General features: G+C 59.7%; 16 protein-coding genes. 6 read left to right on the top strand and 10 right to left on the bottom strand.

From position 1 onward, the window contains the following. Positions 1 to 63: 63 nt before the first annotated feature. The 4 genes from OEJ36_RS05555 (at position 64) to OEJ36_RS05540 (ending at position 1401) form a co-directional block, all read left to right on the top strand. Positions 64 to 531 (top strand): Lrp/AsnC family transcriptional regulator, encoded by a 468-nt coding sequence (locus tag OEJ36_RS05555; protein WP_184487916.1) that lies wholly within the window; start codon positions 64 to 66, stop codon positions 529 to 531. Between the two features lie 265 nt (positions 532 to 796). Next, the gene (locus OEJ36_RS05550; protein WP_263400681.1) at positions 797 to 997 is read left to right on the top strand and encodes a hypothetical protein; all 201 of its coding nucleotides are present in this window, start codon (positions 797 to 799) and stop codon (positions 995 to 997) included. A 45-nt stretch (positions 998 to 1042) separates the two neighbouring features. After that, the gene (locus OEJ36_RS05545) at positions 1043 to 1183 is read left to right on the top strand and encodes a hypothetical protein (protein ID WP_263400680.1); all 141 of its coding nucleotides are present in this window, start codon (positions 1043 to 1045) and stop codon (positions 1181 to 1183) included. A 32-nt stretch (positions 1184 to 1215) separates the two neighbouring features. Further along, a complete protein-coding gene (locus OEJ36_RS05540; protein WP_263400679.1) occupies positions 1216 to 1401 on the top strand; it encodes a PA3371 family protein in 186 nt (61 codons plus the stop codon). A gap of 1 nt (position 1402) precedes the next feature. Here OEJ36_RS05540 and phnN read toward each other — a convergent pair whose 3' ends face one another. Beyond that, on the bottom strand, positions 1403 to 1972 hold the full coding sequence (phnN, locus tag OEJ36_RS05535; RefSeq protein ID WP_263400678.1) for a phosphonate metabolism protein/1,5-bisphosphokinase (PRPP-forming) PhnN: 570 nt from the start codon (positions 1970 to 1972) through the stop codon (positions 1403 to 1405). A gap of 524 nt (positions 1973 to 2496) precedes the next feature. On the opposite strand from phnN, the gene OEJ36_RS05530 reads away from it, so the two are divergent. Beyond that, entirely contained in the window at positions 2497 to 2823 is a 327-nt protein-coding gene (locus OEJ36_RS05530) for an Arc family DNA-binding protein (protein WP_031287390.1), read from the top strand. Positions 2824 to 2945: 122 nt separating this feature from the next. On the opposite strand, the gene mgtE is transcribed toward OEJ36_RS05530, so the two are convergent. After that, the gene (mgtE, locus tag OEJ36_RS05525; RefSeq protein ID WP_263400677.1) at positions 2946 to 4388 is read right to left on the bottom strand and encodes a magnesium transporter; all 1443 of its coding nucleotides are present in this window, start codon (positions 4386 to 4388) and stop codon (positions 2946 to 2948) included. 316 nt (positions 4389 to 4704) lie between these two features. Between mgtE and bamE the strand changes: the two genes are divergently transcribed. Further along, positions 4705 to 5214, top strand: coding sequence for an outer membrane protein assembly factor BamE (gene bamE, locus OEJ36_RS05520; RefSeq protein WP_263400676.1), 510 nt, complete (start codon positions 4705 to 4707; stop codon positions 5212 to 5214). A 38-nt stretch (positions 5215 to 5252) separates the two neighbouring features. Here bamE and OEJ36_RS05515 read toward each other — a convergent pair whose 3' ends face one another. The 8 genes from OEJ36_RS05515 to OEJ36_RS05480 all read right to left on the bottom strand — a co-directional run bounded on the left by OEJ36_RS05515 (position 5253) and on the right by OEJ36_RS05480 (position 11900). After that, the gene (locus OEJ36_RS05515; protein ID WP_263400675.1) at positions 5253 to 5513 is read right to left on the bottom strand and encodes a hypothetical protein; all 261 of its coding nucleotides are present in this window, start codon (positions 5511 to 5513) and stop codon (positions 5253 to 5255) included. Continuing rightward, positions 5510 to 5893: a hypothetical protein gene (locus OEJ36_RS05510; RefSeq protein ID WP_263400674.1), complete on the bottom strand. Its 384-nt coding sequence runs from the start codon at positions 5891 to 5893 to the stop codon at positions 5510 to 5512. Before OEJ36_RS05510 ends, OEJ36_RS05515 begins: the two co-directional genes overlap by 4 nt. Beyond that, positions 5890 to 6534: a glycoside hydrolase family 19 protein gene (locus OEJ36_RS05505; protein ID WP_263400673.1), complete on the bottom strand. Its 645-nt coding sequence runs from the start codon at positions 6532 to 6534 to the stop codon at positions 5890 to 5892. The genes OEJ36_RS05510 and OEJ36_RS05505 overlap by 4 nt, the downstream gene beginning before the upstream one ends. 18 nt (positions 6535 to 6552) lie before the next feature. Continuing rightward, positions 6553 to 7050, bottom strand: a complete 498-nt coding sequence (locus OEJ36_RS05500; protein WP_263400672.1) for a phage tail protein — start codon at positions 7048 to 7050, stop codon at positions 6553 to 6555. Continuing rightward, the gene (locus OEJ36_RS05495) at positions 7047 to 8420 is read right to left on the bottom strand and encodes a hypothetical protein (protein WP_263400671.1); all 1374 of its coding nucleotides are present in this window, start codon (positions 8418 to 8420) and stop codon (positions 7047 to 7049) included. The genes OEJ36_RS05500 and OEJ36_RS05495 overlap by 4 nt, the downstream gene beginning before the upstream one ends. 243 nt (positions 8421 to 8663) lie before the next feature. After that, entirely contained in the window at positions 8664 to 9164 is a 501-nt protein-coding gene (locus OEJ36_RS05490; RefSeq protein ID WP_263400670.1) for a DUF4376 domain-containing protein, read from the bottom strand. Next, entirely contained in the window at positions 9164 to 11119 is a 1956-nt protein-coding gene (locus tag OEJ36_RS05485) for a tail fiber protein (RefSeq protein WP_263400669.1), read from the bottom strand. Before OEJ36_RS05485 ends, OEJ36_RS05490 begins: the two co-directional genes overlap by 1 nt. A gap of 220 nt (positions 11120 to 11339) precedes the next feature. Then, on the bottom strand, positions 11340 to 11900 hold the full coding sequence (locus OEJ36_RS05480; protein WP_263400668.1) for a phage tail assembly chaperone: 561 nt from the start codon (positions 11898 to 11900) through the stop codon (positions 11340 to 11342). Between the last annotated feature and the right edge of the window lie 2 nt (positions 11901 to 11902).

The following is an 11902-nucleotide window of genomic DNA, read 5'->3' as shown; positions in this document are numbered from 1 at the left end:
TCGGGCTCTAATGCCAATACTGCGCATGATTGATCCAATAAAAACAAAATGACGGACTGACTCATGCAGAACCCTTTGAGCCCTATCGATCGCAAGATCCTCCGCCTGCTGCAACACAACGCCGACCTCTCCGCCGCCGAGGTGGCCGAGAAGGTGGAGCTGTCGCAGTCCCCCTGCTGGCGGCGGATCAACCGCATGCAGGAAGACGGGCTAATCGAGCGCAAGGTCGCCCTGCTCAACCCCAAGCTGCTGGGCTTTTCCATCACCGTGTTCGTCAACATCAAGCTCTCGGCCCACGGGCGTAACAACCTCACCGAGTTCGAGGAAGCCATCGTCGGCTACCCGGAGGTGCTGGAGTGCTACACCATGGCTGGCGGCTCGGATTACCTGCTGAAGGTGGTGGCGCGGGATATCGGTAGCTACGAGCGCTTCCTGCGGGACCAGTTGCTGCAGCGGCCGCATGTGCTGGAGGCGCACTCGAACATCGCCATGAGCGAGGTCAAGCGCACCACGGAGCTGCCTCTGGATTGACCCGCTGAGCCGCCCATTCCAGAGCGCCTGGATAGCCTGCAAGCGAAGCGGCGAAAAGGCTCCGTGCAATTTGCAATGTGGAAAAATCGGGCGCCTTGCAAAGTGCACGGACACACGGCCGAAACACGCATGTAAGCTTTTGATTTTAAAGTACTTTTAAAACCATCAAGCTTGGCATGACACCTGCTCTATTCCAGTCATGAGATTTCTGGATGCGAGCCCAATAATCATGAACAGTGTCATCACTCTCCTCGCAGCAACCGTTTTGACGCTCCTGGCCGCCAGCGCGTTCGCCGCTCTGCAGAGCAGCCAGCAGCAACAGGCCGTCAGGCATCTGGTCGAGCGCATCCGGCCGACGCCGGTGCAGTTCGAGTACGCCACCCAGTCCCGCGACCAGCAACCGAAGGTGAGCCGCCTGCAGAGCAGCGAATGGCAACCCCGCCCCGCCCAGCGCCTGTCCTTCTGAGTGGGGAGCATGGATATGACCATGTGGGGAATGGTGTTTCCGGGAATGATCCTGCTGCTGGCCGCAGTCGCGTGCGGGGCCCTCTGGGTGATCGACCGCATCACCGACCAAGGGCTGGCGGATGAGCAGAAGGCGGAGCGCCAGCGGGACGAGCGTATCGCCAACTATTACGACCCCTTCTTTTAGTTATGCGCCACGAATCCGGCGAGGAGATAGAGATGTCGAAGTCAGCCGTGCTGTTCCTGATGCTCAGCCTGGTGTTCACCCTGACCTTGTGGCTGGAGCCCTGGCAGGCCGCCTGGCCGGTGGCAGCGCTGAAGGTGGCACTGGCGACCAGCGCCGTACTCTTCGTGGTAGCGCTGATGGTGGGCAAGCGAGTGAAGTTCGACCCGGTGCTGCGCTGAGTCAGGCTGTATTGCGCGGGCGATCGAGCAGTTGCAGTAGACGCCCCAGCGTTTCTTCCAGCGGGCCTGAGTTGTCCAGGACGGACAGGGCCGTTCCTCCCTCTTCCTGCAACGACTCATTGAAACGGGCGTTGCGTGCCAGGCGAGCCTCTATCTCGGCGACCGTCTCACGCCCCCGAGCCTGAAGGCGCTGCCGCAGGACTTCCATCTCCACCGTCAGCAGAATGGCGTGCAGCCCCGGGTAGCGACGGCGAGCCTCCGGCAGGTAGCCGCGCGAACCATTGACCAGCACGTCTTCCCCCGCCTCCAGCCATTCGTCGATCTGCTGCGGAATGCCGTAGGACAGCCCATTGGCGTGCCAGCTCATGGCGAAGGCACCGTCTCGCTCCATCTCCGTGAACTGCGCGGGGCTGACCGCCTGGGCCGCCTCCCCCACCGCCTCGGCCGAACGGGTGATGACCCGGCGCACGATATGGCAACCGCTATCGGCGAGCGGCGCGCGTGCGGCATCGAGCAGGCTGTCCTTGCCTGAGCCGGAAGGTCCGATGAGATAGAACAGCCTGCCTTTCATCTGTGCACCTGGGAGCCTGGTCATTGCGAGCGCCACGGCATGGCCATGGCGGACGCCACATTACCCGGAAAGCATTGCAGATTGGAGAGGCCGAATGCGCTGGCGCTGTATACCGGACGTCGCACAGTAGCGAAATGCCAGTGCTTACTCCGATAGGGGGGACTACGCTTGCAAGATCGCGCTTTTAATCTGCCAGAAGCCCGAATTAGAGCGCTGGATGTGGCCTCGCGCACGAAATCTCCACGATCTTCAGCGAGGCGGGGAATTTTTACCCCCTACAGCATTCATATGTGAGCCTTTTGCATATTGACTCGCATTTCGGACAACTGGTGCTGGCAAAAAGCCGCTACCCGGCGCACAATGCGACACAGATTTGACGTCAAGGAACCGTTTAGGTGACTGCAAGGTCATAATGACGCCGATCGCGATGAATGGTTGAACGACTGATGCTAAAGATGGTCAAACCGGTGACAATCACGTAGCTCATTGCCAGCATCGCTCCCTGAACTAACCGGTTTAAATGTATGCGCCCTATGAAACAGGCTATCTATTCCAGCCGCACCGCTGACAAGTTCGTCGTACGTTTGCCCGAAGGCATGCGCGAGCGCATCGCCGATGTGGCGCGTAATCACCACCGCAGCATGAACTCCGAAATCATCGCTCGCCTGGAGCAGAGCATGCTTCAGGAAGGCGCCCTGGACGAAGGTCTGTCCATGCGCCTCGACAGCCCCGAGCTGTCGCTGCACGAGCGCGAACTGCTGCAACGCTTCCGCCAGCTTTCCCGTCGCCAGCAAAATGCGCTGGTTGCGTTGATCGCTCACGATGCTGAACTCGCCGCCGAAGAAGCCTGAGTTCGCAGCACGTCGACTGATTGATAGCCGCCCCTGAGGCGGCTTTTTCTTGCCTGGCGTTTGCCCAGCCCCAAAAGCAAAAGGCCCCGCTGATGCGGGGCCTTGTGTTGTGAGCGCGAGGGCTAGAGCAGGAAAATGGTCGCAAGCCCAAGGAAGATGAAGAACCCGCCGCTGTCGGTCATGGCGGTGATCATCACACTGGAGCCCATGGCCGGATCACGCCCGAGCCGCACCAGCGTCATCGGGATCAGCACCCCCATCAAGGCCGCGAGCAGCAGGTTGAGCGTCATCGCTCCGGTCATCACCGCGCCCAAGGACCAGCTGTCGTAGAGGTAATAGGCGACGAGGCCGATCACTCCACCCCACACCAGGCCGTTGACCAGCGCCACGCCCAGTTCCTTGCGCATCAGGCGGCTGGTATTGCCGGTGCTGACCTGGTCCAGCGCCATGGCGCGGACGATCATGGTGATGGTCTGGTTGCCGGAGTTGCCACCGATGCCCGCCACGATCGGCATCAAGGCCGCCAGCGCTACCAGCTTCTCGATCGAGCCTTCGAACAAGCCGATCACACGGGAGGCGATGAACGCGGTGACCAGGTTGACGGCCAGCCAGGCCCAACGGTTGCCGACCGACTTCCACACCGAGGCGAAGATGTCTTCTTCCTCGCGCAGGCCGGCCATGTTGAGGACTTCCGTCTCGCTCTCCTCACGGATCAGGTCGACGATCTCGTCGATGGTCAGACGGCCGATCAGCTTGCCGTTCTTGTCCACCACCGGGGCGGAAATCAGGTCGTAACGCTCGAACGCCTGGGCGGCGTCATAGGCATCTTCGTCCGGATGGAAGCTCACGGGATCGCTGGCCATCACCTCGGCCACCTGCTTGTCCGGATCATTCACCAGCAGACGCTTGATCGGCAGCACGCCCTTGAGGATGCCGTCGTAATCGACCACGAAGAGCTTGTCGGTATGGCCCGGCAGCTCCTTGAGGCGACGCAGGTAGCGCAGCACCACTTCCAGGGTCACGTCCTCACGGATGGTGACCATCTCGAAGTCCATCAACGCACCGACCTGGTCCTCTTCATAGGACAAGGCCGAACGCACACGCTCGCGCTGCTGGGCGTCGAGCGTCTCCATCAGCTCGTGGATCACGTCACGGGGCAGCTCGGGCGCGAGATCGGCCAGCTCGTCCGCGTCCATCTCCTTGGCGGCGGCGAGCAGCTCGTGATCATCCATGTCGGCGATCAGCGTTTCGCGAACCGAGTCGGAGACTTCGAGGAGGATGTCGCCGTCGCGCTCGGCCTTGACCAGCTGCCAGACGGTCAGACGGTCGCCAAGCGGCAGGGCCTCGAGAATGTGGGCGATGTCGGCGGGGTGCAGCTCATCGAGCTTGCGTTGCAGCTCGGCGAGATTCTGGCGATGGACCAGGTTCTCGACGAGATCCTGATGCTGGCCCTCCTGACGATGGGTCAGGTCTTCCACCAGCTTGTGGCGATGCAGCAGATCGACCACCTGAGCGAGGCGGTCCTGCAGGCTATCTTGCGACTTTTTTACTTCTACTTCGGTCATAGCGCGCTCCACCCCCAGTGGCGGCGCACGCCAAGGAGGGTCAATCAGTCAATACGCGATCGTGCAAATGCGGTCTTGAGTAACTACTGGGTAAGTCCATGAGGGGTGTCCAAAAGCCTCGGCGAGGCTGACTGCGCAATGATAACACCGGAGGGTCATTTTGCGCGTTACAAAATCGTGGCTAGAACAATCGCTTGCGTTGCAAAGCTGAGATCGCTTTCACCTTCCATACGACGTTGGCGCCCCTTGATGAGACACCGTTAGGAAGAAATTAAAGCAGATACCTTCGAGGGCAACCGTCACGGAGGACATCGCCATGCGCACATCGCTCTGCACCCTACCCCTTTTGCTCTGCATCGCACTCGAAAGCCCACCACTGGTGGCCTCCATCTACCGATGCGAGGACGCGCACGGGCATGTCACCTTCACCCAGCTGGGTTGCCCGGACGACGAATTGGTGGAGGTGCGGGAACGAGTCGAGGCCATGCAAGACAGCCCGGCATTGCTGCCACCGGCAAAGATCGAACGGATAACGCGAAACGCAAGGAAGGAACAGGCCGAGAAGCCCAGGGAAATAGAAGTAGTGGGGGAAAGGCAGGATGGCTGCGGCAACCGCATCGTCGACCAGGAGCGACGCCAGGCGATGTTGCGCAAACAGGTGAGGACGGGCATGACCCGACGCGATGTGGAAAGCATGCTGGGCAAGCCAGACAAGATCAGCCGTACCAATGGCCAGACCCGCTATCACTATGTCGCGAAGAAGGGAAAAGGACGCAGCCAGCTCGTCACATTCGACGAGCATGACTGCGTAAAAGGCGGGCGCTGAAACAGCGCCCGAAAGGAAGGAATAGAAGCCCGTCGTACTCAGCGACAGGCCTGGAGCGCGGCCAACAGCTCGCGCTCGTAGCCGATGCGTTGCAAGCGCTCGGCACGCAGGACTTTCATCTGTTGATCGATCGTTGCATCCAGCGCCAGCGATTCGACTGCAAACACGGGCACCGCAGGAGCGACGGCCGTGCAGGGGACCAGCACCGGCACCTTGACCTCGACCAGTTCAGGAGCAGGCTGCGCCCCGGTGGAGCAGCCTGATAACAGCGCAAATGGCAGCAGCCAGGCGACTCTCATGGCGCACGCTCCCGGCGAAGCTCTTCGGCAAATGCCCGGCGCGCCGCCTCGCAGGCATCGACGCCCGCCGGCGATGGCTCCAGCATCACCCGAACCGCCGCCGCGTAGTCTTGTCGCGCAGCCTGGTTGGCCTGCGCCTGGAGCAACTCGCCCTGGCGAGCTCTCTCCGCAGCACGGGCCTCGAGTTCGACCACGGCAGCATTCTGCTTTTGCAGCACCAGCAGGCTGGCTTCGGCGCCACGACGGGACTCGGCCAGCTGTTGCCTCAGCGCCTCCAGTTGCGGTTGGTAAACGCAGACAGCGCACCAGGCGCCCAGCCCGATCAACAGCGCAGCCATCAGCAGGAGCGCCAGCCGCTTCCAGGAGGCAAGCAGGTTCATTCCAGCGCCTCCTGGGCCTTGAGCCAGAGCGCCTTGCGCTCTGCCAAGCCATTCAGCCCACCGTTGATACGGCGGGTAATAGCTTCGAAAGCTCCGGCATCGGCCAGAGCATTCAAACCATTGGATTGCCAGAACCAGGCGGCTGACAACACCGCCTGCTCCGGCTGCAGCAGCAGATCCGGTTGCTCCAGCAGCGGCAACCCCAAGGCATCGCCGCAACGCTGATACATCCCGCGCCCGGTGATCTGCAACAGACCCCGCCCACGGAAGCGCCAGCCATCACCGGACTCCTCATCACCATTGCCCATGCGATTGGCATAAACGTAGCTGGCGATTACAGCCGGCCGCCGCTGGTAGACGAGCGCCAACGCATTGGGCTGCCCATCGGCACCACGGAACCGTCCCGGCCAGGTAGCCGCCAGGCCGGCAGCGCTGTAGTTGAGGTTCTCCGCGAAGCGGGAGAAGCCAGCGGACTCATGGGCACACTGGGCCAGAAAGGCGGATTGGCGGGCGGGGGTGGTGATGGAAAAGCGGGACATTGCTGGGGTAAGGACAGAAATGAAAACGCCCGCTTCGAGGCGGGCGTTTGTATTCAGGGCACTAAAGGCCCCACTCAATCGATCCAGTGCATTCACTGTCATAGGCGCACCAATCTGAACTCACACTCGAGACATGTCTTCAATGGCCTGCTTCACATGAAGCCTCGCCTCATCCTCACGACCATCTGCCATTGCCTGGCGTACCTTCGACTTGCTCGCAAGCCTGATTTCACGCAAGGCATGAATAGCCACCTCACCTCGTTGTGCCTTCTCGAGGATTTCGTTGGCAGCCTGCTCGGGATTACGCCCACCGATTGACCATGCGCTTACCGAGCGAGGTACGGAATCGGTCGGGTAGCCGGCCGACTTGAATGCTCGAGCCTCCGCTGCAGCGACCTCATACTCGGCCAAACGCAGGGGGCTACCGACCACGCTCTCGAGTACCGAGTTACCGGCACGATCTATCGCCTCACAGAACTTGCTCAGGCGTCTTTCTCTGGCAGCTACGACCAGTGCGTCATCAAGCACCCATTCACCGTCTTGCCAACGGTGGCACTCGGATGGACTCGGTATACGTAACTCATCGCCATAAACATGAAGTCCTTCAATCACCTTCATTTGTACACACTCCAGGTGAAAACAGCATTTGTGCAATTGGAATAGCTGATCGAAATGCCATTTTCATAATCCGAACTTTGTATGGTTTTAACTCCCATACTGAATAGCAGCTCATCGCTGGATGCCACCTGAGCACCATAGGTATGTTCTACCTGATAGGTCTGCCACATCGATCGTGCACTAGTGTGGTCGAATCCAGCATTGATCGATGTTTGAAAAACATCGCCCACTGCGTTGTTACTGGATATGGTCATGGGCGTATACCCGTTCCAGTAGCTCTCGGTCACTACCGCAGCATTCCCAGGAACACAGTAAGCGGAAGAAGCCCCCATCCAACCCGTTCCAGAGAAAACGATGTGTGCCAAACCACTTTCCGGCGGCATCAGGCAACTGAGACTTCCAGATGCAGCTTTGACATGAGGGTCCATGGGCAGATACAGCGTACCCGTACCGTTGAGTGAAACAGTCCAAGTAGGGCTCCGTCGGTGATAGATCCGCTGTACGACTGGGGAGCTTCCTACAGCACCAGTGATAATCCGCGCCAGGCAGATATCCAGCACCGTGGAAGGGAAGCCACCACCGGACTCGCCGTTCGCAGTCCCTTTCAGGGAAACAGGAGTCGAGTCACTCAACTTGCCCTTCTGAACGTAAATCGACAGGGCACCGTTTATAACCTGCGCCCGCAGGAAATACTCCGAATTGACGGCAAGGTCGGCGCTGCCCCACACGGCGGTCAAGAACGTCCTGGGGATACCGGTTTTAGTGCTGTCGACTTCCGCCGCGAGGCTCAAGGAAAGTCCTGCCGGGATCGTAACCTTGCCTCCCGACCCCGCTACGGCCTGTGCAGTAAGCGTGATACGGCCATCATCAGTAGCAATCACCGGAAGCGAAAGCGCATGAAAAGGCAGCCCGATGCTCTTGAACGTCACACCGTCCTGAATGCCATACCCATCTACGGACGTTGGTTTGTTGGTGATCGAGCTGAAACTGTGGGCATGAGCCAGAGCAGCATAGGCATCATCCAACTCACTCTTGGTAACCTTCAAGGCCTCCCAAAGAGCGGCATATGAGACCGGCCTCTTCCCGGTATTGGCAGTAATGCTTCGCCAGAGTTTTCCACTCTCCTGAACATATGCGCCAATAGGGTAATCCTCAGTGGCGGACCACTCAGGCACACCGCGCTGCATCAGATAGCGCACAGCCTCATCGCCGCGCTTGAACAGCGAGTTGAACCACTCCATCGGCGGAATGCCATCGGTCTGGTCGAAGGTAACGCCCCAACCACGGGCGATATCAGGGAAACTTTCAAGTTCCCCAGGTTTTGCGCCCGAGGCGAAGACCGTCTCGTTGGGGCGATTGTATTGAGTCATGGATAAAACCTCGTTCGATTCGTTTGCTAGAAAACCACCCGGCAATAGGCCGGGGGATTGAGCAGCGCCTCCCCTCTAGCGGGTTCGGTCTGCCGCCCGGAAATAAAGGTGGTCAGTCACCCCACCGAAAACGAATCGACGAAATCCATGCCTTCGATACAAGCCGGCAACGAGCCGGTCAGTAAAAAGAACGGCCCGCAGAATGCGGGCCGTGAATATCCATCACATCAAGTAGCCGGCTCTTCACGGCCACCACTTGTCATCGACGTAGTCGCTGGGAATCGCCTCCATATCCTTCAACTGGCGACCCGCGAAGATAAGGGACTGCTTACGAGCCATTGCCAACCTGCAGAACGCCAAGAACGTGGGAGCATCCATGGCTACGAGGCTGTTGTCGGCTGCGATCCAGGTGAAATCCCGGTCACCCTCCAACCAGCGCAGGTTGCCCGATTCAGCAGTACCGCCTGCCACAGCCATGGATGCCAGTTGGGCAGCCCCGTTAATGTTCTCGTAGTCATTCGGCCTGGTCTGAAACACCTTGCCCCGGAACTCCAAACCTGCGACCAGGCGGCGGTCACGTTCGACATCTACGTCATCTGTAGTCGGTTGCCGGGCCGGGTTTATATGTAGCTCGATCTCAGCAGCAGCCATGGGCACAAGATCCGGAGTAATCAGGTGATCCTGGGATCCATCCTGTTCATAAGCCAAGACTTCGCCGCTCGCCGTGTTACGGAAGTACTTCATCAACCCAACTCCATCCAAGTATTAATGCTTGTGCCTGCGGTGACCGAGTAAGTCCCAGCATTCGGGATGACGGCAGACACGGTGGTCGAGATAGTTCCCGAGCCAATAGGGGTAAATTGCGCAACCAGAAGTCCACCCACGGATATTCCTCGGGTGGCCAGGGCATTCGCGGCGAAGATGCTCACCAACTTGGGGCGGCCGCTGGTGTTTGTGTAGGTGACTCCGGCTGAGCGACTGGCCGTTACGTCCTGCCAGGACTGGCCATCACCCAGAGTGCGTGGGCGTGCCTCAAGAGCTTCCACACGTGTTACCAGGGAGGCGTAAGTTGTGGAAAGCGCTGCAGCGTCGATAGTGCCTGGATTCGCGACACCACCGCCCATCCTGATGATCCAGCAGCCGGTCACGTTGAGAGGACGGTTCTCGGTCGACGTCCTAACCACCAAGGCGTTATCGAACGTAACTGAGCCGTAGCCCGTCGGCCCACCGTTCTTGGTAGCACCGTTCGCAGCCCATACAAACGGCCCATTCGAGCCAGGGCCCGCTTCGCCAGCGACAGTACCCGACATTCGCTGCATTGCATCTTGTTGAATCGTGCCGGCGACACCTGCCGACAGCGCACCATCGCCACGTAGAAATAGCGCGCCGAGCGACCCTGCTGCCTTACCGTTATAGTCAGGCATTCGGAATGTGGTACTGCCATCACCCTCGGTGAACATGCCTCGCTGCGACGGATCGCTATTCCAGAGTGCCTCGGTCGCTTTGGGCAGCTTCCCTTCACTGACGGCTGCCCAGACATCGGGATAGAGAGCCCGACTCAGCAACTGGCCATCCGCCGGCGCCCAACCCGCAGGAATAGAGTTGCGGAACGACCACCACATGACAGAAGCAGCGGGCAAACCGGTCCCCATCGTGTTGTCTGAATGCAAAACCGAGCGCCAAGGCGACCAGATGCCTCCACCAAGAAGGCGGAACTTCATGGTGACGAGCGACACGTCGGCACTGCTCACATAGGGCAATGCGACCTGGATCAGGTTCGCGGCATAGCGGGCAGTCAGTAGCCAGTAGTAGTTGGTTACCCCGCTGCCCTTCAGCATGCTTGCCTGGCCATCGGGATGGTTGGCATTCCTGGATCCGGCAGATCCTCCGAGCAGCTTGGGATACCAACCTGGTTCAGTTACCGCATTGAAGTCCGTTTGCGAGTCCGTCGTGCTTGCTGCGGGAACGGTACCGCCAGCCGGTGTCATCAGTACCTGAAGCTGCGCATTGGCCGTCGGCGTACCTCCGGCGCCACTGACGTAAACCACCGGCACCGAGCGATAGGTCCCGCTGTCCACCAGATCCCCGGTGACGCGGAAGCGGTGAGCGACCGCGCCACCTGAACGGCTCTGGACGCAGAGAGTGTCGCCAGCCCGCAAAAGGGCCACGATGCGGCTGTAGTCCAGGCCTTCGGCGCTGGACTTGGCGATCAGCAACGATGTGGCGTCGGCCGGGTTGGTGGTGTTCAGCGCCAGGTAACCGTTGGCTACGCCACCCGACGTAGTGCTGCTCCACTGCCACTGGCCGAAGTTGATGGTGCCGCCACCCAGTTGCTCCTGGATCAGCGTTTTCAGAGCCTCTCGAGTCAGCGCCGTCTCGACCCACTCGGTCGGGTTGAGGGACGGCCGCTTTCCAACACTGCCCACCTTCGCCTTCCAGATCTTGCCGCCCTCCTGCACATGGGCGTCGATCGGGTAGTCCTCCGTGGTGGACCACTCGGCGATGCCGCGTTGCAACAGGTAGCGCACAGCTTCATCGCTGCGTTTGAACAAGGCGTTGAACCACTCCATAGGCGGGATGCCGGTGGTCTGGTCGAAGGTCACCCCCCAACCCCGAGTGATGTCAGGGAAGCTTTCCAGTTCTCCGGGTTTGGCACCCGAAGCAAAGACCGTCTCATTGGGGCGATTGTATTGAGTCATGGATAAAACCTCGTTCAATTCGTTTGCTAGAAAACCACTGGCGATTACCAGGTGGTTGAACGGCGCCTCCCCTTTTGCAGGTTCGGTCTACCGCCCGGAAATAAAGGTGGTCAGGTGCCCCACCGAAAACGAATCAACGAACGCCACGCCCTCGATACGAGCCAATAGCGAGCCGATCAGAAAAGAAAACGGCCCGCAGAATGCGGGCCGGAAATGAGCGCTATATCAGCCAGTCGGGTGCAACGGGGCGTCGCTCACTCGACGGGAAGCCAGGGCTCTGAGGCCACTCGCGAAGCGCAGAACGATATGACTGCATGACTTGGTACTGCTCGACGTCCAGCGTCGTCTTCTTCTCAAGCTCCAATTCGTCGCGGTGACGTATGACGAGATCATCAGTTCGGCGAATTTCCATATCACGCCACTCTCGCTCCAGAGCAGCTCGTCGCTCCAACTGGAGCTCCTCATCCAGTTGCCACTGGCCATTCAGCCACGTATGCAATGGGCTGGGCCTGGGCTCATGAGTCAACTCTGCCGGCAATTCACCGAGCAGGTCGTGGCTCAGTTTCTTTCCTGTATGTATGTCGAAAACCACACCTCGACGATCCACCCGCTGAACGGGATTTCCCTCAGAAATAGTCCAGGCATACCCTTCGGCAGGTGGAGGCAGGATTTCGTCTACTTCGATGGCGTTACCTGGCATCTGAATACCAATGCCGGGAATAGAAGGGAGTTCGACAGGGGTGAGCAGCGCACCAGCGGCGTCAATCAGATAGATAGCCATAA

It is taken from the genome of Pseudomonas sp. PDM13 (assembly GCF_025685765.1).
GTDB classification, from domain to species: domain Bacteria; phylum Pseudomonadota; class Gammaproteobacteria; order Pseudomonadales; family Pseudomonadaceae; genus Metapseudomonas; species Metapseudomonas solani.
The sequence above is the reverse complement of the archived record's forward strand: the minus strand, read 5'-3'. Positions and strand labels throughout refer to the sequence as shown.

Excerpts from the sequence above, each read along its gene's own strand:
- OEJ36_RS05530 (WP_031287390.1), top strand. The coding sequence starts at position 2,497 with ATGCGCCCTATGAAACAGGCTATCTATTCCAGCCGCACCGCTGACAAG.
- OEJ36_RS05495 (WP_263400671.1), bottom strand. The coding sequence starts at position 8,420 with ATGACTCAATACAATCGCCCCAACGAGACGGTCTTCGCCTCGGGCGCA.
- bamE (WP_263400676.1), top strand. The coding sequence starts at position 4,705 with ATGCGCACATCGCTCTGCACCCTACCCCTTTTGCTCTGCATCGCACTC.
- OEJ36_RS05515 (WP_263400675.1), bottom strand. The coding sequence starts at position 5,513 with ATGAGAGTCGCCTGGCTGCTGCCATTTGCGCTGTTATCAGGCTGCTCC.
- OEJ36_RS05540 (WP_263400679.1), top strand. The coding sequence starts at position 1,216 with ATGTCGAAGTCAGCCGTGCTGTTCCTGATGCTCAGCCTGGTGTTCACC.
- OEJ36_RS05545 (WP_263400680.1), top strand. The coding sequence starts at position 1,043 with ATGATCCTGCTGCTGGCCGCAGTCGCGTGCGGGGCCCTCTGGGTGATC.
- OEJ36_RS05485 (WP_263400669.1), bottom strand. The coding sequence starts at position 11,119 with ATGACTCAATACAATCGCCCCAATGAGACGGTCTTTGCTTCGGGTGCC.
- OEJ36_RS05510 (WP_263400674.1), bottom strand. The coding sequence starts at position 5,893 with ATGAACCTGCTTGCCTCCTGGAAGCGGCTGGCGCTCCTGCTGATGGCT.
- OEJ36_RS05505 (WP_263400673.1), bottom strand. The coding sequence starts at position 6,534 with ATGACAGTGAATGCACTGGATCGATTGAGTGGGGCCTTTAGTGCCCTG.
- phnN (WP_263400678.1), bottom strand. The coding sequence starts at position 1,972 with ATGAAAGGCAGGCTGTTCTATCTCATCGGACCTTCCGGCTCAGGCAAG.
- OEJ36_RS05500 (WP_263400672.1), bottom strand. The coding sequence starts at position 7,050 with ATGAAGGTGATTGAAGGACTTCATGTTTATGGCGATGAGTTACGTATA.
- OEJ36_RS05480 (WP_263400668.1), bottom strand. The coding sequence starts at position 11,900 with ATGGCTATCTATCTGATTGACGCCGCTGGTGCGCTGCTCACCCCTGTC.
- OEJ36_RS05555 (WP_184487916.1), top strand. The coding sequence starts at position 64 with ATGCAGAACCCTTTGAGCCCTATCGATCGCAAGATCCTCCGCCTGCTG.
- mgtE (WP_263400677.1), bottom strand. The coding sequence starts at position 4,388 with ATGACCGAAGTAGAAGTAAAAAAGTCGCAAGATAGCCTGCAGGACCGC.
- OEJ36_RS05490 (WP_263400670.1), bottom strand. The coding sequence starts at position 9,164 with ATGAAGTACTTCCGTAACACGGCGAGCGGCGAAGTCTTGGCTTATGAA.